This window comes from Cryobacterium sp. TMT1-62 (assembly GCF_004403145.1).
Classification (GTDB): Bacteria; Actinomycetota; Actinomycetes; order Actinomycetales; family Microbacteriaceae; genus Cryobacterium; species Cryobacterium sandaracinum.
The window spans coordinates 1-20,201 of record NZ_SOGZ01000037.1; the positions used below are offsets into that span (position 1 = coordinate 1).

General features: G+C 68.4%; 22 protein-coding genes, 1 tRNA gene and 1 pseudogene. 14 read left to right on the forward strand and 10 right to left on the reverse strand.

Annotated elements, in window-relative coordinates:
• Together E3T34_RS10930 and E3T34_RS10935 are read left to right on the forward strand one after the other, a co-directional pair.
• Positions 1–412: pseudogene (locus E3T34_RS10930) on the forward strand (integrase core domain-containing protein); the annotation flags it as partial.
• A 167-nt stretch (positions 413–579) separates the two neighbouring features.
• On the forward strand, positions 580–1,506 hold the full coding sequence (locus E3T34_RS10935; RefSeq protein ID WP_134342993.1) for a carbohydrate kinase family protein: 927 nt from the start codon (positions 580–582) through the stop codon (positions 1,504–1,506).
• Between the two features lie 15 nt (positions 1,507–1,521).
• Here E3T34_RS10935 and arsM read toward each other — a convergent pair whose 3' ends face one another.
• From arsM to E3T34_RS10955, 4 genes are all read right to left on the reverse strand, one after another.
• Positions 1,522–2,310: an arsenite methyltransferase gene (arsM, locus tag E3T34_RS10940; protein ID WP_134342994.1), complete on the reverse strand. Its 789-nt coding sequence runs from the start codon at positions 2,308–2,310 to the stop codon at positions 1,522–1,524.
• A gap of 174 nt (positions 2,311–2,484) precedes the next feature.
• Positions 2,485–3,237: an SGNH/GDSL hydrolase family protein gene (locus E3T34_RS10945; RefSeq protein WP_134342995.1), complete on the reverse strand. Its 753-nt coding sequence runs from the start codon at positions 3,235–3,237 to the stop codon at positions 2,485–2,487.
• Positions 3,238–3,286: 49 nt separating this feature from the next.
• Complete coding sequence (locus tag E3T34_RS10950) at positions 3,287–3,895, reverse strand: HEAT repeat domain-containing protein (RefSeq protein WP_134342996.1); 609 nt, start codon at positions 3,893–3,895, stop codon at positions 3,287–3,289.
• A gap of 49 nt (positions 3,896–3,944) precedes the next feature.
• Positions 3,945–4,409: a GNAT family N-acetyltransferase gene (locus E3T34_RS10955; protein WP_166785887.1), complete on the reverse strand. Its 465-nt coding sequence runs from the start codon at positions 4,407–4,409 to the stop codon at positions 3,945–3,947.
• 55 nt (positions 4,410–4,464) lie between these two features.
• On the opposite strand from E3T34_RS10955, the gene E3T34_RS10960 reads away from it, so the two are divergent.
• The 3 genes from E3T34_RS10960 to E3T34_RS10970 are packed head-to-tail and all read left to right on the forward strand — an operon-like array spanning position 4,465 to position 6,534.
• Positions 4,465–4,911, forward strand: coding sequence for a MaoC family dehydratase N-terminal domain-containing protein (locus E3T34_RS10960; RefSeq protein WP_104100749.1), 447 nt, complete (start codon positions 4,465–4,467; stop codon positions 4,909–4,911).
• Positions 4,908–5,342 (forward strand): MaoC/PaaZ C-terminal domain-containing protein, encoded by a 435-nt coding sequence (locus E3T34_RS10965; protein WP_134342998.1) that lies wholly within the window; start codon positions 4,908–4,910, stop codon positions 5,340–5,342. The genes E3T34_RS10960 and E3T34_RS10965 overlap by 4 nt, the downstream gene beginning before the upstream one ends.
• A gap of 13 nt (positions 5,343–5,355) precedes the next feature.
• The gene (locus E3T34_RS10970; protein ID WP_104100751.1) at positions 5,356–6,534 is read left to right on the forward strand and encodes a UDP-N-acetylmuramate dehydrogenase; all 1,179 of its coding nucleotides are present in this window, start codon (positions 5,356–5,358) and stop codon (positions 6,532–6,534) included.
• A 65-nt stretch (positions 6,535–6,599) separates the two neighbouring features.
• Here E3T34_RS10970 and E3T34_RS10975 read toward each other — a convergent pair whose 3' ends face one another.
• The 4 genes from E3T34_RS10975 to E3T34_RS10990 all read right to left on the reverse strand — a co-directional run bounded on the left by E3T34_RS10975 (position 6,600) and on the right by E3T34_RS10990 (position 10,594).
• Entirely contained in the window at positions 6,600–7,169 is a 570-nt protein-coding gene (locus E3T34_RS10975; RefSeq protein ID WP_134342999.1) for a hypothetical protein, read from the reverse strand.
• Positions 7,169–8,500: a PspC domain-containing protein gene (locus tag E3T34_RS10980; RefSeq protein ID WP_134343000.1), complete on the reverse strand. Its 1,332-nt coding sequence runs from the start codon at positions 8,498–8,500 to the stop codon at positions 7,169–7,171. The genes E3T34_RS10975 and E3T34_RS10980 overlap by 1 nt, the downstream gene beginning before the upstream one ends.
• 404 nt (positions 8,501–8,904) lie before the next feature.
• Complete coding sequence (locus E3T34_RS10985) at positions 8,905–9,354, reverse strand: ABC transporter permease (RefSeq protein WP_134343001.1); 450 nt, start codon at positions 9,352–9,354, stop codon at positions 8,905–8,907.
• A gap of 37 nt (positions 9,355–9,391) precedes the next feature.
• Positions 9,392–10,594: a pyridoxal phosphate-dependent aminotransferase gene (locus E3T34_RS10990; protein WP_134343002.1), complete on the reverse strand. Its 1,203-nt coding sequence runs from the start codon at positions 10,592–10,594 to the stop codon at positions 9,392–9,394.
• Positions 10,595–10,765: 171 nt separating this feature from the next.
• Here E3T34_RS10990 and E3T34_RS10995 point away from each other — a divergent pair.
• The 5 genes from E3T34_RS10995 (at position 10,766) to rplA (ending at position 13,592) form a co-directional block, all read left to right on the forward strand.
• Positions 10,766–10,838, forward strand: a tRNA-Trp gene (locus E3T34_RS10995).
• A gap of 42 nt (positions 10,839–10,880) precedes the next feature.
• Positions 10,881–11,156 (forward strand): preprotein translocase subunit SecE, encoded by a 276-nt coding sequence (gene secE, locus E3T34_RS11000; protein WP_104100756.1) that lies wholly within the window; start codon positions 10,881–10,883, stop codon positions 11,154–11,156.
• Between the two features lie 134 nt (positions 11,157–11,290).
• Positions 11,291–12,274: a transcription termination/antitermination protein NusG gene (nusG, locus tag E3T34_RS11005; RefSeq protein ID WP_134343003.1), complete on the forward strand. Its 984-nt coding sequence runs from the start codon at positions 11,291–11,293 to the stop codon at positions 12,272–12,274.
• A 103-nt stretch (positions 12,275–12,377) separates the two neighbouring features.
• A complete protein-coding gene (gene rplK, locus E3T34_RS11010) occupies positions 12,378–12,809 on the forward strand; it encodes a 50S ribosomal protein L11 (RefSeq protein ID WP_104100758.1) in 432 nt (143 codons plus the stop codon).
• 93 nt (positions 12,810–12,902) lie between these two features.
• Positions 12,903–13,592, forward strand: a complete 690-nt coding sequence (rplA, locus tag E3T34_RS11015; protein WP_104100759.1) for a 50S ribosomal protein L1 — start codon at positions 12,903–12,905, stop codon at positions 13,590–13,592.
• 74 nt (positions 13,593–13,666) lie between these two features.
• Here the strand turns inward: rplA and E3T34_RS11020 are convergent, their stop codons facing one another.
• Positions 13,667–15,226 carry an APC family permease gene (locus tag E3T34_RS11020; RefSeq protein ID WP_104100760.1) on the reverse strand — a complete coding sequence of 520 codons (1,560 nt, stop codon included), beginning with the start codon at positions 15,224–15,226 and terminating at the stop codon, positions 13,667–13,669.
• Positions 15,227–15,435: 209 nt separating this feature from the next.
• Here E3T34_RS11020 and E3T34_RS11025 point away from each other — a divergent pair, with 209 nt between their 5' ends.
• The 3 genes from E3T34_RS11025 (at position 15,436) to E3T34_RS11035 (ending at position 18,600) form a co-directional block, all read left to right on the forward strand.
• On the forward strand, positions 15,436–16,677 hold the full coding sequence (locus E3T34_RS11025) for a CaiB/BaiF CoA-transferase family protein (protein ID WP_174843137.1): 1,242 nt from the start codon (positions 15,436–15,438) through the stop codon (positions 16,675–16,677).
• A 38-nt stretch (positions 16,678–16,715) separates the two neighbouring features.
• The gene (locus tag E3T34_RS11030) at positions 16,716–17,870 is read left to right on the forward strand and encodes an acyl-CoA dehydrogenase family protein (protein WP_134343007.1); all 1,155 of its coding nucleotides are present in this window, start codon (positions 16,716–16,718) and stop codon (positions 17,868–17,870) included.
• A 70-nt stretch (positions 17,871–17,940) separates the two neighbouring features.
• A complete protein-coding gene (locus E3T34_RS11035; protein WP_134343004.1) occupies positions 17,941–18,600 on the forward strand; it encodes a GntR family transcriptional regulator in 660 nt (219 codons plus the stop codon).
• Between the two features lie 10 nt (positions 18,601–18,610).
• Here the strand turns inward: E3T34_RS11035 and E3T34_RS11040 are convergent, their stop codons facing one another.
• A complete protein-coding gene (locus tag E3T34_RS11040; protein WP_166785888.1) occupies positions 18,611–19,666 on the reverse strand; it encodes an ATP-binding cassette domain-containing protein in 1,056 nt (351 codons plus the stop codon).
• Between the two features lie 135 nt (positions 19,667–19,801).
• Here E3T34_RS11040 and E3T34_RS15875 point away from each other — a divergent pair, with 135 nt between their 5' ends.
• Entirely contained in the window at positions 19,802–19,957 is a 156-nt protein-coding gene (locus E3T34_RS15875; protein WP_166785889.1) for a hypothetical protein, read from the forward strand.
• The last annotated feature ends 244 nt before the right edge of the window (positions 19,958–20,201 follow it).

Genomic DNA, 20,201 nt, shown 5'->3' on the forward strand with positions numbered 1-20,201 from the left:
CTCCGCGATCGACGATTATTCCCGGCTGGTCTATTCAGAGATCTTGACCGATGAGAAGAAGGAAACCGCGGCCGGCTTCTGGGGCCGCGCGAACGCGTTTTACGCGACCCACGACATCACTGTGCTGCGCGTCATGACCGACAATGGCTCCTGCTACCGGTCGAAGTTCTTCAACGACGCTCTGGGCGACATTACGCACAAGTTCACCCGGCCCTACCGACCCCAAACCAATGGAAAGATCGAACGATTCCACCGCACCCTCGCCGCGGAATGGGCTTACGCCCACCACTACAACTCAGACGCCGCCCGAGCAGCCACCTACCAAGACTGGATCCATAGCTACAATCACCACAGACCCCATACCGGCATCGGCGGCAAATCACCCATCGACCGTGCTCACAACGTCAGTGGGAACAACNCCGAACGAATTCGACGGAGATTTTGCCAGAGTTGCTCCTCAACGCGCCTAAAAAGCAGTTCTGCACGAGAATCTCCGTCGAATTGGTTCAATATCGATGAGGACTCACTCACCTAGGCTTGGTGCGACAGGGTTGTTGGCAGGGGCAAGGGAGAGAGCGAATGACTGAGCAGAACCTGACTGAGCAGAACCTGACTGAGCAGAACCGGGTGGTCGTGGTCGGCGACGCACTCATCGACGAGATGCTGAGCCCGGGGTCCCGCCTGGAGTTCCCCGGCGGCGCCGCCCTCAACGTGGCCGTCGGCCTGGCCGTGCTCGGTGTGCCGACCACCCTGATCGCCATGGTCGGCGACGACGCCGACGGTGCCCGGCTGCGCGAGTTCCTCGCCGCGCACGACGTGACGTTGGTCGCCACACCCGGGCCGTTTGGCAGCTCCCGCGCCACCTCCGACCGCACCGACGGCGAGCCCACCTACGCCTTCAATGAGGCCGCGCGGAAGCGCCGCATCGAGTTCGGCCCGGCCGAGCGCGCGGCCCTGGACAACGCCCGCCTCGTGGTCGTGAGCTGCTTCCCTTTCGATGACACGGCCCAGACGGATGCCTTCATCGCCGCGGTCGCGGAGCCGGAACGCCGCCTCGTGATCGACCCGAATCCGCGTTCGGGCATGCTCGCCGACGGCGACCTGTTCGTGGCGAACTTCGAACGAATCGCTGCCCGGAGCCTCCTCACGAAGGTGGGGGACGAGGACGCCGAGCTGCTCTACCGCAGCACCCTCGAAGAGTTGCGGGAGCGGCTGCTGGCTGCCGGCACGCAGACGGTGCTGGCCACGGCCGGGCGCGCGGGGGCATCCGTTGCCTGCGGCGCCGATCTGCGGGTCAGCGAGCCGATCGCCGTGCTTCCCGGCGCCGTCGTCGACACCATGGGCGCGGGCGACGCCACCCTCGCCGGGGCCGTGCAGACCATGCTGACAAGGGGGGTGCCCACGGATGCCGCGGGCTGGCAGGCCCTGCTGGCCGACGCCATGCTGATCGCGGCCGCCACCTGCCGCCGGGAGGGTGCCCTGCTGCGCGTACCCACCGCGGGTTAGGCGTCGCTGGCCGGTCTAGGCGGCGCCGGCCGGCTTGACCGCCCGCACAATGGCGCCGTGCATCCCGTCGGTCACCTCGTGGGTCAGGGTGACGCCCACCTGCTCGAAGCCCGCGGCGGCGAGCAGGGACTCGTACTCAGTGATCGAGAGCGCGCCGGCGATGCAGCCCACGTGGGAGCCGCGCTCGGCCCGCTGGGCGGGCGCAAGGTGGTTCTCGGCCACGACGTCGGACACTCCGACGCGGCCGCCGGGCCGTAGCACGCGAAACATCTCGCCGATCACGGCGGGTTTGTCCGTCGACAGGTTGATCACGCAGTTGGAGATGACGACGTCGACGCTGCCGGAGCCCAGTGGGATCTCCTCGATCGTGCCTTTCAGGAACTGGACGTTCTGCGCCTGGGCTGCGGCCGCATTGTGCCGGGCAAGGTCGAGCATCTCGTCGGTCATGTCGAGGCCGTAGGCGAACCCGGTGGGGCCGACCCGGCGGGCGGAGAGGAGCACGTCGATGCCTCCGCCCGAGCCGAGGTCGAGCACGGTTTCGCCGGCCTGCAGGTCTGCGACCGCCGTGGGGTTGCCGCAGCCGAGGCTCGCCAGCAGGGCCGCGCCCGGGAGGTCAGCGGTCGACGCGTCGTCGTAGAGCGCGGAGCCGAAAACCAGGCTCTCGTCGATGGCGGCCGGTTCGCAGCAGCCGGCGGCAGGCGCCTCGGTGAGCAGCGACCGACGCCCCTCATTCGTAACCGAGACGGCCACGCTCGCGTAGCGGGCCCGCACCTCTTCGCGCACCGGGTTACTATTCTCGCTCATGGTGTTCTCCCTCGACTGAGACCTACATACATTGATGACTATCGATGCAATCTACCGCCGAAAATCGATCGCCGTCAATCCGCGCGCGTGAGGGGACGCAAATCGACTCTCCCGGGCCGGATGCGGGCCCGACGCGGCAGCCTGGTCGCGGCGCGGGCGCCCCTTCCGGAAAGATCAGCCGACATCGACCGGCTCCAGGGTGGGCCGCTTGGGCGGGCGGCCGTCTCCGGAGGAGCGTCCGGTGAGCCGGCGTCCGATCCACGGCAGCACGAACTCGCGGTAATACGCGGTCGTGCTCTGCACCTGCTCGTCGGCCGCGGCGGGCGCATCCAGCCACTCCACCGGAACCGGCACCCCCAGCTCGGCCAGCACGTTTGTGGCCACCCGGGTGTGCCCGAGCGCGTTGAGGTGCAGTTTGTCGACCGACCAGAACCGCTTGTGCTCCAGCTCGGAGTCGGCCCAATTGTCGACGAGCGTGACGCCCGGCCGGTCGAAGGCGGCGCGCGCGGCATCCGCCAGCTGATCGCCACGCCGGCGCATCAGGTTACCGAGCGGCAGGTGGTGCGAGGGATTGCCGCCACTGAGCACCAGCACGTGCACGCCCTGCGCCTCGGCCCGGTCGACGACCTTCCGCATCAGGTCGACCACATAGGGGATCTCGACCCGCGGCCGCATCACGTCGTTGCCGCCGCCGCAGATGCTGAGCAGGTCGGGGCCGAGCGCGAGCGCGGACTCCAGCTGCTCCGCCACGATCGGGCCGAGCAGCCGACCGCGCACGGCGAGGTTGGCGTAGGAGACGGGGTGGGCGGATGCCGCGGCGAGCCCGAGCGCGACCAGGTCGGCCCAGCCGCGCACCTGGCCGCCCGGCAGGTCGTCACCGACGCCTTCGGTGAAACTGTCGCCCATGGCCACAAAGCGATGGAACATCCGGACCCCCCGTCTCGGTACTGCGTGTGTGTCCCGGTTCCGGGCTCGGCTACGCGCTCGGGTGGGTGTGCCGGGTTCCGTGGGTCTGCTCGGTGCCCTGGCCCTGCTCGACCGTAAGGTTCCACCGTGCGTTGAGCACGTCGCGGGCCTGCTGGGCCGCGCGGCGCACCTCTTTGTCGGGGTCGCGCAGACGCTGCACGATGGTGGCGAGGTGGTCGGCGGTGCCCTGGGCGGCCAGCGCATGCAGGGCCGCGGCGCGCACGCGCGGAACCTCGTCGGTGGTCAGGCGCACCAGCTTGGGCGCCACCTCGAGGCCGCGCAGCAGGACGACCTTGGCGCACATCTCGCGCACCCGCCAAGCCTGGTTGTTCATGCCGACGACGATGTACGGTGCCGCCGAATCGCCCCAGACGTAGAGCAGCGCACGGGCACCCCACAGCTCGGGCCAGTAGAGGGCGGGGGCACCTTCGAGGATGCCCAGGGCGTGGCGTCCGCCGGCGTAGAGCAGGAAGTCCTTGCCGGCGTTCTTGGCGCGGAGTAGCGCGACGGAATTGTCGATGACGGCCTGTTCGCCATAATGCGCGACGGCCGCATGGATGCGTTCGGCCGTGGGCAGGTCGATGGGAAGGTCGGGGTGTGGCTCTAATTTGTTAGGCATGACGTGTCTACGCTAGCAAGCGGGCGTGTCGCAGGCCAATGCCGGACTGTCAGGCGGGGCGTTCCGGGGAGGCAAACGTGCGCTCGAACCCGGTCGCGTTCTCGTAGATCCCGTAATTGCCGATCTCCCGGTAGCCGAGGCGCCGGTACAGCGCGAGCGCCTCCGGCTGCGCGTGGCCCGTCTCCAGGCGCAGGTGCCGGTAGCCGAATTGCTGCGCCACCTCCTCGAGGGCGGCGAGCAGGGCCACGGCGTGGCCCTGCCGGCGGTAGGCCGGGTTGGTCCACATCCGTTTCACCTCGCCGGTCGTCTCGCTCAGGCGACGGATGCCGCCACCCGCCACCGTCACGCCCCCATCGAGCAGCACGAGGAAGGTGCCGCTCGGCGGGGCGAAGGCATCCGCCGGCACGTCGTGCACCGAGTCGCCGTCGCCGTAGCGCTCGTCATACTCCCGCGCCAGGTCGGCCAGGAGCGGGACCACCTCAAGGTCACCCAGACGCACGCGCTTGATCTTCACACCAGCCAGTCTGCCCGATGGCGCCGTCCCCGGCCGAGGCCGGTAAACTCGGCCTGTGTCTGTCAACCCCGAACTGCAGGGCCGGGTCTTCCCGCCCGTCGCCCCCTATCTCGTCGGCCGGGAGAAGGTGCGCGAGTTCTCTCGCGCGGTCTTTGCCACGAGTCCGATCAACCTCGACCCGGAGGCCGCGCGCGCCGCGGGCTACGCCGACGTCGTCGCCCCGCCCACATTCGCCGTGGTCGTTCAGGAGGCCACCCTGGCGCAGCTTCTGGCCGTCCCGGATGCCGGCATCGACTTCACCCGCGTCGTGCACGGAGACCAGCGGTTCACGTTCAGCCGCCCGATCGTGGCCGGTGACGAACTCACCGCCACGCTCCACGTGGCCGGCGTAAAAAGCCTCGGCGGCCACTCCATGGTGACGGCCGTGTCAACCATCGTCGACGCCGCCGGCGCGCACGTCGTGACCGCGACCTCCACCCTTGTCGTCAGGGGAGACGAATGACCATCATCGCTACGCCCCGCCTCGCAGACCTGACCGTCGGAGACGTCGTCGCCGAGGGCACGTTCCCGCTCACGCGCGACTCCCTCGTGCACTACGCCGGGGCATCCGGAGACTTCAACCCCATCCACTACCGCGACGACGTGGCCGTGTCCGTGGGACTGCCCGGCGTGCTCGCGCACGGCATGCTCACCATGGGCTTCGCCGTTCAGCCGGTCGTCGCCTGGGTCGGCGACCCCGGCCGCGTCGTGGACTATCAGGTGCGGTTCACCCGCCCCGTGCTCGTGCCGGCCGACGGCGCGGCGGTCGTGACCGTGGTCGCCAAGGTCGGCGCCATCGACACGGATGCCGGCGTCGCCCGCATCGACCTCATCGTGTCGTCGGGCGAGGTGACTGTGCTGGGCAAGGCGCAGGCACGCGTGCGCCTGGTCTGAGTGGTCGTTCCCGATGACGAGCCCCGCTGCCTCCGCGCCGACCTTTGCCGACCTGACCACCATGGGCGTCGGCGGCCCTGCCGCCCGGATGGTGTCGCCCGCCACCGAGCAGGACCTTGTCGACCAGACCCTGATCGTGTGGGCCTCGGGCGATGAGTGGCTGCTGCTCGGCGGCGGATCGAACACGATCGTGGCCGACGAGGGCTTCGACGGTACGGTGATCCGGGTGCTGACCCGCGGGGTGGACGTTGTCTCGGCTTCCTCTCCCGCGTCCCCTTCGCCGTCTGATCACCCGGACCGGCTGGTGCTGCGAGTGCAGGCTGGCGAGCCCTGGGACGAGCTGGTGGCCTACACCGTGGCGCAGGGCTGGTCCGGTATCGAGGCACTCTCCGGCATCCCCGGTTCGACCGGGGCCTCCCCGGTGCAGAACATCGGCGCCTACGGCCAGGAACTCGGCAACAGCCTGGCTGCCATCGACTTCCTCGACTACGACAGTGGCGAACGGCGACGGATGGAGGCTGGCGAGCTCGAACTGGGCTACCGCACCTCGGCTCTGAAACAGGGGCTCCGCGGTCTGGTGATCGCGGTCGAATTGAACCTGCACGACACGCAGAGCGAGGCATCCGTTCTCGGCGGCGCGCTCAGCCGGCCGGTGTCCTACCCGCAGCTTGCGACCGCACTCGGCGTGCAGCTGGGCGATCGGGTGCCGCTCGCGCAGCTGCGGGGCGCCGTCCTGGCCCTGCGCGCGGGGAAGGGCATGGTGCTCGACCCGAATGACGCTGATACCCGCAGCGCCGGCTCCTTCTTCACCAATCCGATCGTGTCGCTGGCGTTTTCGCGCACATTGCCGGACGCCGTGCCCCGCTGGCCGCTCGGCGAGCAGGAACTGCCCGACCGGGTGATCCCGCTCGACGAGTATGCCGGCGTCGGACCGATCCCCGGGGAGCGGTCCGTGCCGCTCGTGAAGCTGAGCGCCGCCTGGCTGATCGAGCACTCCGGGATCTCGCGCGGCTTCCGGCTGCCGGGCTCCCGCGCCGCGATCTCCAGCAAGCACACCCTTGCGCTGACCAACACTGGCGGGGCCACCGCCGACGAGATCGCGCAGCTCGCCCGGCTGGTGGAGGCTCGCGTGCAGTCCGAGTTCGGCGTGATCCTGCAGCCCGAGCCCGTGCTCGTCGGCCTCGACGCCTAGCGCGGCCCGCGCCGCTCTCGCGGGCCTGAAGCCGTCAAACCGGGGTGTGAGCGCGGGCGGGGGCGTCAGCCGGCGCGGCGGAGCGCGGCGATGATGCCGACCACGATTAGCAGGAGTCCGATCACAATCACGCCGCCGAGCAGCCAGAGCGTGGGATCGGCGGGAGCAGGTACCAGCACCCCGAGCAGCACGTAGCCGGCCAGGGCGAGCAGGATCACTCCCCAGACGATCGTGCTGAACAGCGGGCGGCGGAGAAGTCGCATGGATGCCTCGGGGTACGCCGGTTCGGCGGCGGCGGCGGCGGCGGCGGTCGGGGCCGCGGCGCGGGCCGTCGGCACCGGCGCGACCGGAAACGGCGGGTCCGAGGCGAGAAACGCCTGTGCCGTCGCTGGCGGCTCGACGGAGGGCTCCATCGCGTAGTCAGGGATGGGGCTCGGACAGGCGACCGTGTGAGCCGGGGCTGCACGGGTGGTCTCAACCTCCACCTCGTGACCGCTCTCCCCATGGCCCTCGGGCTCGGCGGGCGCGGGGTCAGGTGCTGCCGTCACGGACGTGACGGCATCCGTGGGCTGATCGTCGAGCGGCCGGGCGAACGGCGGGTTCGGCGGCTGGTTCGGGTCGGGGGTCGTGGTCATCAGGGTTCCAGACGCGAGGGGCCGACGACAGTGACCTGGCCGAGCGCCGTCCAGACGCGGACGCGGGCCACGGTGCCGGCGCCGTCGTCGTTGAAGGTACGCGAGTCAGAGTAGAAGGCGCCGCCCTGCTGCACGGCGACCGAGCCGCCGACGTAGTCGATCCTGCCGGCCAGCGCATTCGTCTCCACCAGCACGGCCCGGCCGCGGGGCAGGATCAGCTCGGTGACGCCCACGCCCATCCAGATATCGATCGTGCGGTCCTCCACGCTCGCCGCGTTGAGGGCCGTGAGATCGATGGTGGCCCGGCCGGAGAGCACGGCATACCCCGGGGGAGCAGCGTCGGCATCGGCGCTGACCGTCCAGACCGGGATGCCGACCAGGAAGAACGCGGTGCCGCTCGGGAATAGGCCCAGCAGCACCAGGGCCACCGCCGCAAGGAACGCGAACCCACCCAGGGCGCCGCTCTGCTTTCCGCGAATGCCCGACACGATGATGCCAACGGCCAGCACCCCCAGCGTGACGGCCAGGCCCAGCACCAGTGCGGCATCCGACCAGTTGCCGCCCGACCACACACCGGCGGCGACCGCGCCGCAGAGCAATGCCGACCCGAGCACGATCGCGCTGAAGCCGGCCCCGGGGCGAAGGTCGCGCCAGGAGCCGCGTCCGGGTGGTGGCGCGGCAGGGCCGCCGACGGTGACGGCGCCGCCGGCTGTGCCGGCTGTCCCGGAGCTGCCCGCTGCTTCGGCGGGCTGCATGGCCCCGAAAGCGACACCGGCCCCGATGCCTTCCGCGGCGGTGCTGTGCGGGTACCCGCCGGCCGGCGCCGTGGTGCGTCGGGCCAGGAAGAACACCAGCCAGATGAGCCCGATCGTCACCCCGACGCTCCAGCCCACCGCGAGTGTGGTCGCCAGCCAGTCGGGCAGCACGGCCGCCGGGCTCTGCCACCACAGGCTGCGCGTGTAGGAGGCAGAGCTGATGCCCACCAGCGCGATGATCCCGATCATGACGGGCGGAAAGACGCCGCGAACGGCCTGTTCGGCATGGATGCGACCGGTCGGGCCGGGCAGGAGAGCCCAGCCGACCGCGCACGTGAACAGAACCGGACCGCCGAGGACGCCCAGCGCGATGGTCACAACTCGCACCAGCGTGGGGTTCAGCCCAGCTCGCAGTGCGACTCCGCCGCAGACGCCGGCCAGCCAACGGTCGCTCCCGCGCACGATCCCCGTGGAACGGATTGCGGCGAAGAAGTCGTTGCTCCCGTCGGAGGGGGTGGGGGGAGTGCCGGGCCCCGCGGCCGACGGCGTCGTCTGGCTCTCGGGTGCGTCGGTCATGCTGCCAGTGTGCTCGCGGTGGCCCGAGCCGACAATGCCGGGTGTCGTTCGGTGAGTGAGCCCTGATGGCTGCGGGCGATGGGGGTTCGCGGCTCGGGGTTCCGAGGTCGTTGTTCTGGAGGCCGACGCAGGCGTGCAGTGGACCGCGACGCGGGATGGACGTGCGCTGCAAACGCCATGTCGGTCGAGTCTGGGCCCTGCCGCAACTCGTCCCGAACGAATTCGACGGAGATTTCACTCTGAACAGCGCGTTTGGGCTCAAAAATGGGTGTTTGGCCCAAAATCTCCGTCGAGTTGGTTCGAGGCCGGGCCCGGTGCTCATCCTGTGATGAACAGTGTCCACGCGGTGCGGTCAGCTCTGACCTTCCGTGAGCGACACAACAAGCCATTCAGGAGTCACGCTCCTAGGTGTCCTTGCGGATCCAGCGAAACGTGACCCGGCTGAGCACCAGCCCCACCACCAGCCAGATGAGCAGGCTCAGCGCGATCAGCGGAAAGTCCCGGGAACCGCTCTGCTCAAGGTTCGCGAAGCTGTCGGGCAGGAACACTCCGCGCATGCCCTTCGCCATCCACTTCAGTGGGAATACGCTGGCCGCGTTCTGCATCCAGTCGGGCAGCAGGTAGAACTGCAGATAGACGCCGGAGATGAACTGCAGGATCGGCACGATGGGGATGACCAGCGGCAGCGGAATGCCGACGATCAGGGCGGCGGTGTGATGACTGAGGAAGGCGCCGGGTGGTATCCGTCGCAGGATAGCGGTGCGGCGCTCGAGCGTGGACAGGGTGCCGGAGATTGTCCACAGCCCCGGCCGAGCGACAGGAAGGGGGGAGCAGAAGGGCCCCTGACCCCCCAAGCTGTCGGTTCACCGGCGAGCCGTTTGGCGCGCTGCGCTAGGCGAACAGCCGCTGGAGGCGCTGCACGCCCTCGAGCAGGGCCGCGTCGCCGAGCGCGTAGGAGAAGCGCAGGTAGCCGCTGGGGCCGAACGCCTCGCCGGGCACGACGGCCACCTCAGCCTGGTCCAGGATAAGATCGGCCAGCTCCAGGGAGGTGGTCGGGGTGACGCCGCCCCAGGTGCGTCCGAGCAGGCCGGTGACGTCGGGGTAGACGTAGAACGCCCCCTGCGGCGTCGGCGTGACGATGCCGGGGATCGTGTTCAGCTCGGCGACGATGACCTGTCGGCGACGGTCGAAGGCATCCCGCATGGCGATCGCGGCATCCTGAGGGCCGTTGAGTGCGGCGATCCCGGCGCGCTGGGAGATGTTCGACACGTTCGACGACAGGTGCGACTGCAGGTTGGCGGCGGCCTTCATCGCGTCCTGCGGGCCGACCATCCAGCCGAGCCGCCAGCCGGTCATCGCGTAGGTCTTGGCGACGCCGTTGACCAGGATGGTGCGGTCGGCCAGCGCGGGGACGGCCTCGACGATCGAGATCGCACGCACGCCGTCATACGTGAGGTTCTGGTAGATCTCGTCGCTGACGATCCAGAGGCCGTGTTCCTCGGCCCACTCGCCGATGGCCTTCGTCTGCTCGGGGGAGTAGACGGCTCCGGTGGGGTTGGACGGCGACACGAACAGCAGCACCTTGGTGCGCGGCGTGCGCGCCGCCTCGAGCTGCTCGACGGTGACGAGGTAGCTCTGGTCACTGCCGGCGAAGACGTCGACCTGCACGCCGCCGGCCAGCCGGATCGACTCCGGGTAGGTGGTCCAGTACGGCGTGGGCACGAGCACCTCATCGCCCGGGTCGAGCAGCGTGGCGAAAGCCTGGTAGACGGCCTGCTTGCCGCCGTTGGTGACGACCACCTGGCTGGGCGAGATCGCCAGGCCGCTGTCACGGAGCGTTTTGGCCGCAATGGCCTCGCGCAGGTCGGGCAGCCCGGCCGCCGGAGTGTACCGGTGGTTCTTCGGGTCGCGGACCGCCAGTAGGGCGGCTTCGACGATGTGCTCCGGGGTGGGGAAATCAGGCTCGCCCGCGGCGAAACTGATGACCGGCCGGTCGGCGGCCTGCAGGGCCTTCGCCTTGCCGTCCACCTTGAGGGTCGCGGACTCCGCAATGGAGCCGATTCGGGTAGAGATGCGCTTGGATTCGTGGGCCACGCTTCGAGCATACGGGGCTGCCTCGTTCTGCTGGGGCTGTCTCGGCTTTACAGTGGCCCCCGGGTGACCTAGACTCGACGAGGTAATTCAATTCTGCCAATCTTTTTTGCGCCCGCTTGTCGGTTCGTTCCGGGGTCCGAGTGCTACGAGGTAGTTTGAATTTCGTTCCATAGGGTGGTGGCTCAATTGGTAGAGCAGCGGTCTCCAAAACCGCAGGTTGCAGGTTCGAGTCCTGTCCGCCCTGCAAGTCGGTGGCATTCCGTCGGCACATGAAAGGTGTAATCAGGTGGCCCGAAAAGTTGTCGACGAACCCAGTGAGGAAATCGTCGCAAACGCGAAACTTGCGCTCGATTCCAAGCGCGGTCCTTTCGCTCGGATGTCCCTGTTCATCAAGCAGGTCATGGCGGAGCTCCGCAAGGTCGTCACCCCCACCCGCAAAGAACTCCTCAGCTACACGGGTGTAGTGCTGGTATTCGTTGTCATCATGATGGCCATCGTTTCCGCCTTCGACTGGATGTTCGCGCTCGCCGTCACGTACGTGTTCGGAACGCCGGGCGGGTAGGCAGCTTCCGGTGCCGCATCCGCTCCCAGCGGTCGCAGCCACGCATCAATGAAGAAGAGTCACTGCAGAACTCAGGGCAAACGCTGTTTGGGTCACGGTTTCGTACCCACGCAATAGAAAAGGATTGAAATTTAGTGACTGACACGAATCACGACGATGCCGACTGGGCCACCGCCGCCGAGCAGTCCTCCACCGAGGACGAGGCGCAGGAGGGCAACACCCTCGCCGCTGAAGAAGACTCCGTAGAGGCTGCCGAGCAGGTCGCCGTGCACGTGTTCGACCCGAGCATGGGCGTCGAAGTCAACCTCGACGCCGCGCTTGACGCGTTGGCCGAGCCCGCTGACCCCGACGCCGACGCTCTCGTCGACGAGGCCCTCGACATCGATTCCGACGACGAGGCCGAGGCCGCCGTCGAGGCCGTGGAAGACGAAGACGAAGTGGCAGTCGAGGCTGAAGAGGCAACGGATGTCGATGCCGAGCCCGCCGCGGACGAGACCCCCGAAGACCCCTACGAGGAATTCCGCAAGGAACTGCGCTTCCAGCCCGGCAAGTGGTTCGTCATTCATTCCTATGCCGGCTTCGAACGCCGCGTGAAGTCGAACATCGAGAACCGCAAGCAGTCGATGGCCATGGAAGATTTCATCTACCAGGTCGAGGTTCCGATGGAAGATGTCGTCGAGATAAAGAACGGCCAGCGCAAGATGGTCACCCGCGTGCGCATCCCCGGCTACGTGCTCGTTCGCATGGACCTCAACGAAGACAGCTGGTCCGTGGTGCGTCACACGCCCGGCGTCACCGGATTCGTCGGCAACGCGCACAACCCCACGCCGCTTCGCTTCGAGGAAGCCTTCGGCATGCTGAAGAGCCTCGTCGAGATCCAAGACGTCCCCACCGCCAAGACCGGCGGACACGGCGGCAAGGTCCCGACCCGCGCCCTCCCGGCCGAGATCGACTACGAGATCGGCGAGACGATCACGATCAAGGAAGGCTCGTTCGCGGGCCTGCCCGGATCGATCAGCGAGATCAAGGCGGAAAGCGGCAAGCTCATCGTGCTGGTTTCCCTCTTCGAGCGCGAAACCCCGGTCGAGCTCAGCTTCGACCAGGTCACCAAGCTCTAAAGGGACTGAACACCCTCCCCACGGATTCAAGTTCACCGGGGCCCGTCCGGGCCACCGGGAGAGCGGCCCCTGGCTGCTCGTCATTACAAAGTAAGGAAGAACAATGGCACCGAAGAAGAAGGTAACCGGTCTGATCAAGCTTCAGATCAAGGCCGGCGCCGCCAACCCCGCACCGCCCATCGGGCCGGCGCTGGGTCAGCACGGCGTCAACATCATGGAATTCTGCAAGGCGTACAACGCTCAGACGGAATCCCAGCGCGGCAACGTCATCCCGGTGGAAATCACCGTCTACGACGACCGTTCATTCACTTTCATCCTGAAGACTCCGCCGGCGGCGGAGCTCATCAAGAAGGCGGCCGGCGTCGCCAAGGGCAGTGGAACCCCGCACACCGTCAAGGTTGCGAAGCTCACCCAGGCCCAGGTCCGCGAGATCGCCGAGGCCAAGATGGTCGACCTCAACGCGAACGACCTCGACGCAGCGTCGAAGATCATCGCCGGCACCGCCCGCTCCATGGGCATCACGGTCGAGGCCTAACCACCTCCCCCAGGCATCCCGCCACCAGCAGTACGTGGAAGAGCCAGCCAGGCTCGCACCACACTCTCAATTTCGTTTTACAGGAGATTCAACATGGCACAGAAGTCAAAGGCCTACCGGGCCGCGGCCGAGAAGATCGACGCAGACAAGCTCTACACCCCGACCGAGGCCGTCACCCTGGCCCGGGAGACCGGCTCCGCGAACTTCAACTCGACCGTCGAGGTCGCACTCAAGCTCGGCGTCGATCCTCGCAAGGCTGACCAGATGGTTCGCGGTACCGTGATTCTTCCTCACGGCACCGGTCGCACCGCCCGCGTCATCGTCTTCGCAACGGGCCCCGCGGCCGAAGCGGCAATCGCTGCCGGTGCCGACGAGGTCGGTGGCGACGAGCTCATCGAGAAGGTGGCCGCCGGCTACACGTCGTTCGACTCCGCCGTCTCGACCCCGGAGCTCATGGGCAAGGTCGGTCGTCTCGGTAAGGTTCTCGGCCCGCGCGGACTCATGCCGAACCCGAAGACCGGAACCGTGACGCCTGACGTCGCGCGCGCCGTGTCCGACATCAAGGGCGGAAAGATCGCGTTCCGCGTCGACAAGCACGCCAACGTGCAGTTCGTCGTCGGCAAGGTGTCCTTCACCGCCGAGCAGCTGAATGAGAACATCAGCGCCGCTCTCGAGGAGATCGTTCGCCTCAAGCCCAGCTCCTCCAAGGGCCGTTACATCATGAAGGGTGCCGTTTCGACCACGTTCGGCCCCGGCATCGCTCTCGATGTGAACAGCATCTAGTCAGTTCCACCGCAGCCCGGCTGCACCAGGAAGGGCCCGTCAAAAGACTGGGCCCTTCCCTCGTTAACGGATGCTCACTCGCTGGCCATCGTGGGGCGTGCGTCTCTGCGTGCGGGGTCGTCCCGATCGGTGTTCTGCGGGTGCGCGCGAAGCATCGCGGCGACCGCGATCGCGTCGCCCTCCGGCTGGTGCGAGGTGGTGTGCGGCTTCGCGATGAAGAGGTAGAGCAGGCCGCTGCCCATCACTACAGCCAAACCGATCAGCACGATCCAGTCGTCGAGGAACACCCCGGTCGTGCCCGGGCGCGCCAGCAGGATCATGGCGGAGATCCCGTAGGCCAGGGCGATGATGTTCACGATGAACCCGAGAGGTCCCAGGCTGAACGGCCCGGCCGGACGCCACCCCTTGAACCGCTGGCGGAGCGCGGCCAGAACCACGGCCTGGAACGCGACATAGATGCCGAGCACCGCGAAGGCCGTGATCTGGGTCAGGATCGTGCTGCCGCCCAGGTAGATCACAACGCAGAGCAACAGCGGGATCGTGGACGCGACGATCAGTGCGTTGACCGGCACTGCCGTGCGCGGGGACACCTGGCCCAGCCAGGTCTTGCCGGGGACCATCCCGTCTCGTGCGAAAGAGAAGATCAGGCGGCTGGCCGCGGCCTGCAGGCTGAGCACGCAGGACAGGAAGGCCGTGATCGCCACTATGAGGAACAGCGTGGCACCGACCGTGCCGAGGGTCGCGTCCAGGATCGCGGGGATCGGGTCGATGTCTGTCCCGTCGACCACGGCCTGCAGGTCCGGCGCGGCCAGGACGTACCCGCCGAACGAGAACAGGGCGGAGACGCCGCCGACCAGGATGGTGAGGATCATGGCCCGGGGGATACCTCTGGCCGGGTCGGGCACCTCCTCGGCCACGTCGCCGCAGGCTTCGAAGCCGTAGAACAGGAACAGTCCGGCAAGCGCGGCCCCGAGGAACGCGGTGGCGTAACTGCCGTCACCCTCGACGCCCAGGGTGTCGAAGAAGACGCTGAACTCCTGCTTGCGCTGGAAAAGGAGTAGGTAGAGGCCGAGACCGATCACGCCGATCAATTCGGCAGCGAGCCCGATCCGGGCCGCGCGGGCCAGCATCTTCGTGCCGGAGAAGTTGAACGCGAAGGCCACGACGAGAAAGAGCACCGAGAGCCCGAGCGTGACCTCTTTGGTGACGGGCGCGTTGATCAGGCTGGCGAGGAACCCGCTGCCGAATTCCGCGACGGCGGTGATTGTGACGAGCATCGCCCAGACGTAGACCCAGGCGGTCATCCATGCGTACCTCTTGCCCCAGAGACGACGTGTCCACGGGTAGATACCGCCCGCGATCGGGTATTGGGACACCACCTCGCCGAAGACCAGTGCCACCAGCAGCTGGCCGGTGCCCACGATCACCAGCCAGAAGATCGAGGGTGGCCCGCCCGTGCTCAGGGCCAGGGCGAACAGCGAGTAGACGCCGACGAGCGGCGAGAGGTAGGTGAAGCCAAGGGCGAAATTGCCCCAGAGCGACATCGAACGATGGAAGGTGTCTTCGTAGCCGAGGGCCTCGAGGTGCTCGGCGTCGCCGAGCCCTTTCCTCTGGGATGACGCGTGTGATGACATGGGAACCTTTCCGATCGAGCCGGAGAGCGAGAATGTGCTCACCATAGTGCTGTGCGCGAGCAAACGCACGGAACCGATGGATCCAACTTTCACCGAGAGTTCCCGTTCGCAGTTCCTGTCTCCGGGTCACGACCCGCCCGGTAGGATCGGAGTCAGAGCGGCCACTGGCGGAGTCCTGTGGTCCGAGTCGACGGGGACAGAGGTGGGTCGTGCCGCAGGACGCAACCGGGCAGCCGTTGGCGGGCCTTCGGGTCGCGGATTTCTCCCGGGTACTGGCCGGCCCCTACGCCACCATGATGCTGGCCGACTTCGGCGCTGATGTGATCAAGATAGAGAGCCCGGTCGGCGACGACACCCGGCAGTGGCTGCCGCCGGTCGACGCGCAGGGGGACTCCACCTACTTCGGGTCGGTGAACCGCAACAAGCGCAGCGTCGTCTGCGACCTCGGCACCGATGCGGGACTGGCCGTGGCCCGGCGACTCGCCGAGACCGCCGACGTCGTGGTGGAGAACTTCCGGCCCGGCGTGATGGACCGGTTTGCTCTGGGCTTCGAGCAGCTGCGGGCCGTCAATCCGAGCTTGGTCTACTGCTCGATCACGGGCTTCGGCGCGGGGGCCGGCGCCCGCCTGCCCGGCTACGACCTGCTCGTACAGGCTGTCGGCGGGCTGATGAGCGTCACCGGTCGCCCAGACGAAGAGCCGAGCAAAGTGGGGGTGGCCCTCGTGGACGTGCTCTCCGGGCTCAACGCGGTCAGCGGCGTCCTACTCGCCCTGCGTGCGCGTGATGCGACCGACGCGGGCGGGACCGCCGGCCACCGGGTGGAGGTGGACCTGCTGACCACCCTGCTCTCCGCACTGACCAACCAGGCCGCGGGCACCCTCGCGACCGGGCAGTCACCGACCCGGATGGGCAATGCGCACCCGAGCATCGCGCCGTACGAGCTGTTCGACGCCGCCGACCGGCCGCTGGTGATCGCGGTGGGCAACGATCGCCAGTTCCGCACCCTGGTGCGACTGCTCGGGGCTCCCGCCCTGGCCGACGACGACCGGTTCCGCGGTAACGCCGACCGGGTGCGGCACCGCACGGTGCTGAAAAAGTTGATTGAGGACCGGCTCCGGCCCGAGCCCGCGGCGCACTGGGTGGGCGTTCTGGCCGATGCCGGTGTGCCGGCCGGCCAGGTCAACACCCTCGACGAGGCGTTCGCCTTCGCCGCCGCGCTGGGGCTCGACCCGGTGGTGGAACTGGGTGCGGCCGGCCGCACCAGCCGCCAGGTTGCCAACCCCATCCACCTCGCCGGCCGCCCGGCCGCCTACCGCCTGTGCCCGCCGCGGCTGGGCGAGCACGAGGGCGCCGACTGGCTCGCCCCGTCCCCGACCGCTGCCCCAGGGCGAGCCCCCGTACCAGCCACAGATCTCGCTCGTGTTCCGCCGACCCCCAAAGGACTCTCGTGACCGCCGCAGGCCGCCCCACCCCGCTTGTGCCCAGCCCGCTGGTCGACACCGTCTTCGACCTCGATGCCCTGCTCGAGCCGGAGGAGATCGTCTGGGCGCGCGCGGCGCGCGCTTTCGCGACCAACCGCATCCTGCCGACCATCGAGGACGACTTCGAGGAGAAGCGCTTCCGGGCCGAGCTGATCCCTGAACTCGGGGCGGCCGGGTTCCTCGGCATGCACCTCACCGGGTACGGCTGCGCCGGCGCGGGGGCGGTGAGCTACGGGCTGGTCTGCCTCGAGCTGGAGGCCGCTGACAGCGGCTGGCGCACTTTCGTCTCGGTGCAGGGCTCGCTGGCGATGTCGGCCATCCACAAGTACGGGTCTGCGGAGCAGAAGCAGCACTGGCTGCCGGGCATGGCCGCCGGCCAGCTCGTGGGCTGCTTCGCGTTGACCGAACCGACCGGCGGCAGCGACCCGGCCGCGATGGCGACCACCGCCACCCGGGGCGCCGACGGCTGGGTGATCGAGGGTGCCAAACGCTGGATCGGCCTGGCCAGCATCGCCGACGTCGCGATCGTCTGGGCCCAAACGGATGCCGGTGTGCGCGGCTTCCTGGTTCCGACCGACAGTATCGGTTTCACCGCCATCCCCATCGGCAAGAAGCTTTCGATGCGTGCGTCGATCCAGTGCGATGTGCACCTGGACGCCGTGCAGGTGCCATTCGATGCGATCCTGCCCGGTGCCGCTGGGCTGTCCGGGCCGTTCGGCTGCCTCAACGAGGCGCGCTTCGGCATCGTTTGGGGGGCCATGGGCGCCGCCCGCAGCTGCCTTGACGCCGCCATCCTGCGCGCGAAGACCCGTGAGGTGTTCGGCAAACCGATTGGGGCTACCCAGTTGATCCAGGCCAAGCTCGCCGACATGCTCGTGGAATACGAGAAGGGGGTGCTGCTGGCCCTGCACCTCGGTCGGCTCAAGGAGCGCGGCACGCTGACCCCCACCCAGATCAGCATCGGCAAGCTCAACAGCGTGCGCGAGGCGATCCAGATCGCCCGCGAGGCCCGCGTCATCCTCGGCGGCGACGGCATTACCAGCGAATTCCCGGTGATGCGCCACCTGGCGAACCTGGAATCGGTGCGCACCTATGAGGGCACCGACGAAATCCACCAACTCGTGCTCGGGCGGGCCCTGACCGGCCTGAACGCGTTCTCCTGAGGCCGCGATGTGACATAGTGGCAAGCAGATTGGCCGTCAGGCCGATCGACGGGGGAGGAGCACAGTGGGGGTGACGGGGGGACAGACCGTGTTCGCGAACCTGCGTGCGCGCATCCTCTCGGGGGAATTGCCCGCCAGGGCCACGCTGCGGGAGACGGCGCTGGCCCAAGAACTCGGCGTCAGCCGCACCCCCGTGCGCGAGGCGCTGCGCCGGCTCGACGAGGCCGGCCTGGTGGAGTTCGTGCCGAACCGGGGTGCCACGGTCGTGGAATGGACCACCGAGCAGATCTGCGAGACGTATTTTCTTCGCGCGGCTCTCGAGAGCAGGGCGGCGGGCCTCGCGGCGGTGCGGATCGAGCCGGCCGACCTCGACCGGCTGGCCATCCTGATTGACGCCATGGAGGAGTTCGTGCGCGCAACCGACGCCGAGGGCATCGGCCGGCTGGGCGTGCTCAACGCCGAATTCCACCGCATCATCGTGGCCGCGTCGGGCGTCACCCAGCTGATGGCCCTGGCCGCGTCCGTCGGCCGCGCCCCGATGACGGCCTCGCTCTTCCGCCGCGACGCCGCCGTCTTCCGGGCCGGCAGCAACCACCACCACCGCGACATCCTCACGGCGCTATGGTCGGGAGACGCACTCTGGGCCGAGGTCGCCATGCGCTCGCACATTCTCGCAGCGCGCAACGCGGTGTCGTCGGGTCGGTCCGGATCGGGGACGGAACCGGCCTAACCGGAACCGGTCAGCCGCGCGCGTAGCGGGCCGCCTCGAGCAGGCTGTGGGTGTGCGGATGCCGCGGTGAAGCGAGGATCTCGGCCGCCGAAGCCTGCTCGACGACCCGTCCCGCCTCCACGACCGCCACTCGGTCGTAGGTGGCGGCCGCCAGGCCGAGGTTCCGGGAGGCCACGATGATCGACAGTCCGAACTCCTGGAGGAACCCGCGGCAGAGCTCCAGTGCGGAGGGCTCGCCCGCAGCCTCGACGGCGCGCGTCGGCTCGTCCAGGATCAGGATGTCCGGGGGCTGTGAGAGCGCGGCCGCGATCGTCACCTGGAGCAGCGCGGTCGATTCGAGCTGGGTCGGAACCACCAGCGACGTCGCCTGCGGATCCGGCAGCCCGACCTTCTCGAGGAGTTCCAACGCACGCCGGGCGGCATCCGTTCGGGACAGACCCCCTGTCCGGCGCAGGGTTCGGGCGAGCTGGCGGCCGATGACCTGGTCCGGGGCCAGGCCCGTGGGCGCGGCAGGGGAAATGAGAGAGATTCTCGTGTCGCGCAGCCGGTTGAGGGCGCGCCGCGATGCCCCGACGAGCTCGATACCGTCGATCAGGATGGAGCCGGCCGCGATCACCGCCGGTTCGGGCAGCCGGCCCAGGATGGCCAGAGCGATCTCGCGTGCCCCGGAACCGGTGACACCGACCAGGCCGATGACCTCACCCCGCGCCACCGAGAGGGAGATGCCCGTGGCCAGCACCGGGGCACCCGTCTGGGTGCTCTCGGTAATCTGCAGACCGCGCACGTCGTCTTGCGGGCTGAGCGGCTGGACGCGCTGGACGGGGCGCGCCCCGCGCCGGGGGATGAAATGTTCCCCGAGCTCACCTCGCTCACGGCCCGTCCCGCTGGCCGCGGTGCCCCGCGTGATCGAGCCGGAGGAGCGGCCCACGGTCGAGTCCGGCGTCAGCCGCGGCGAGGCGTGGCACTTCTGCAACCTGGGCCGCAGCCTGTGCAGGGAGACATGAACGCACGGTTGCTGGCCAACCCGGTCGTTGACCGAGGCCAGCGGGCCTTCGGGGACGACCATCCGGCGCTCCGTCGGGGGCCTACGAGGCCGGCTGTTTCCGCGGTCGGTGGCCTTGTTCATCTCGCGGGCGGAACAATGCCTGCGCGAGATGGAACCGCACACCGACCGCGTCGGTGTGACCGAGGGTCGCAACGGGTGCTGGGTCAGATCCGCAGCCAGCTGGAATACCGGCCGATCATGGACCTCCTGAACGACCTGTCGAATCAGATGGACATCGTGCAGGAGGCCACCAGCACGGCCTTTGAGGTCATCGGCGACCGCTATCTCCCGATCAGCGCCGTCCCGACCTGAACCGGGGAGGCCTGAGCCGCGCCGCGGCATCCGTTGACTCGGACCCACGGATGCCGTGGCTCACCCACCCCGCCCGTCGAACCAATTCGACGGAGATTTTGAGGATGGAGCGCTCTCCCAACGTGGTTTAAACCGTTTTGAGCCAAATCTCGGCTCTCCTGCTTCATCTGTGGGTGTTGCGGAGCGCCTTAACGGCCGCACGCCGCTTCCTGTCTAGGTTTCTGACTGTCTAGGAACAGAAACT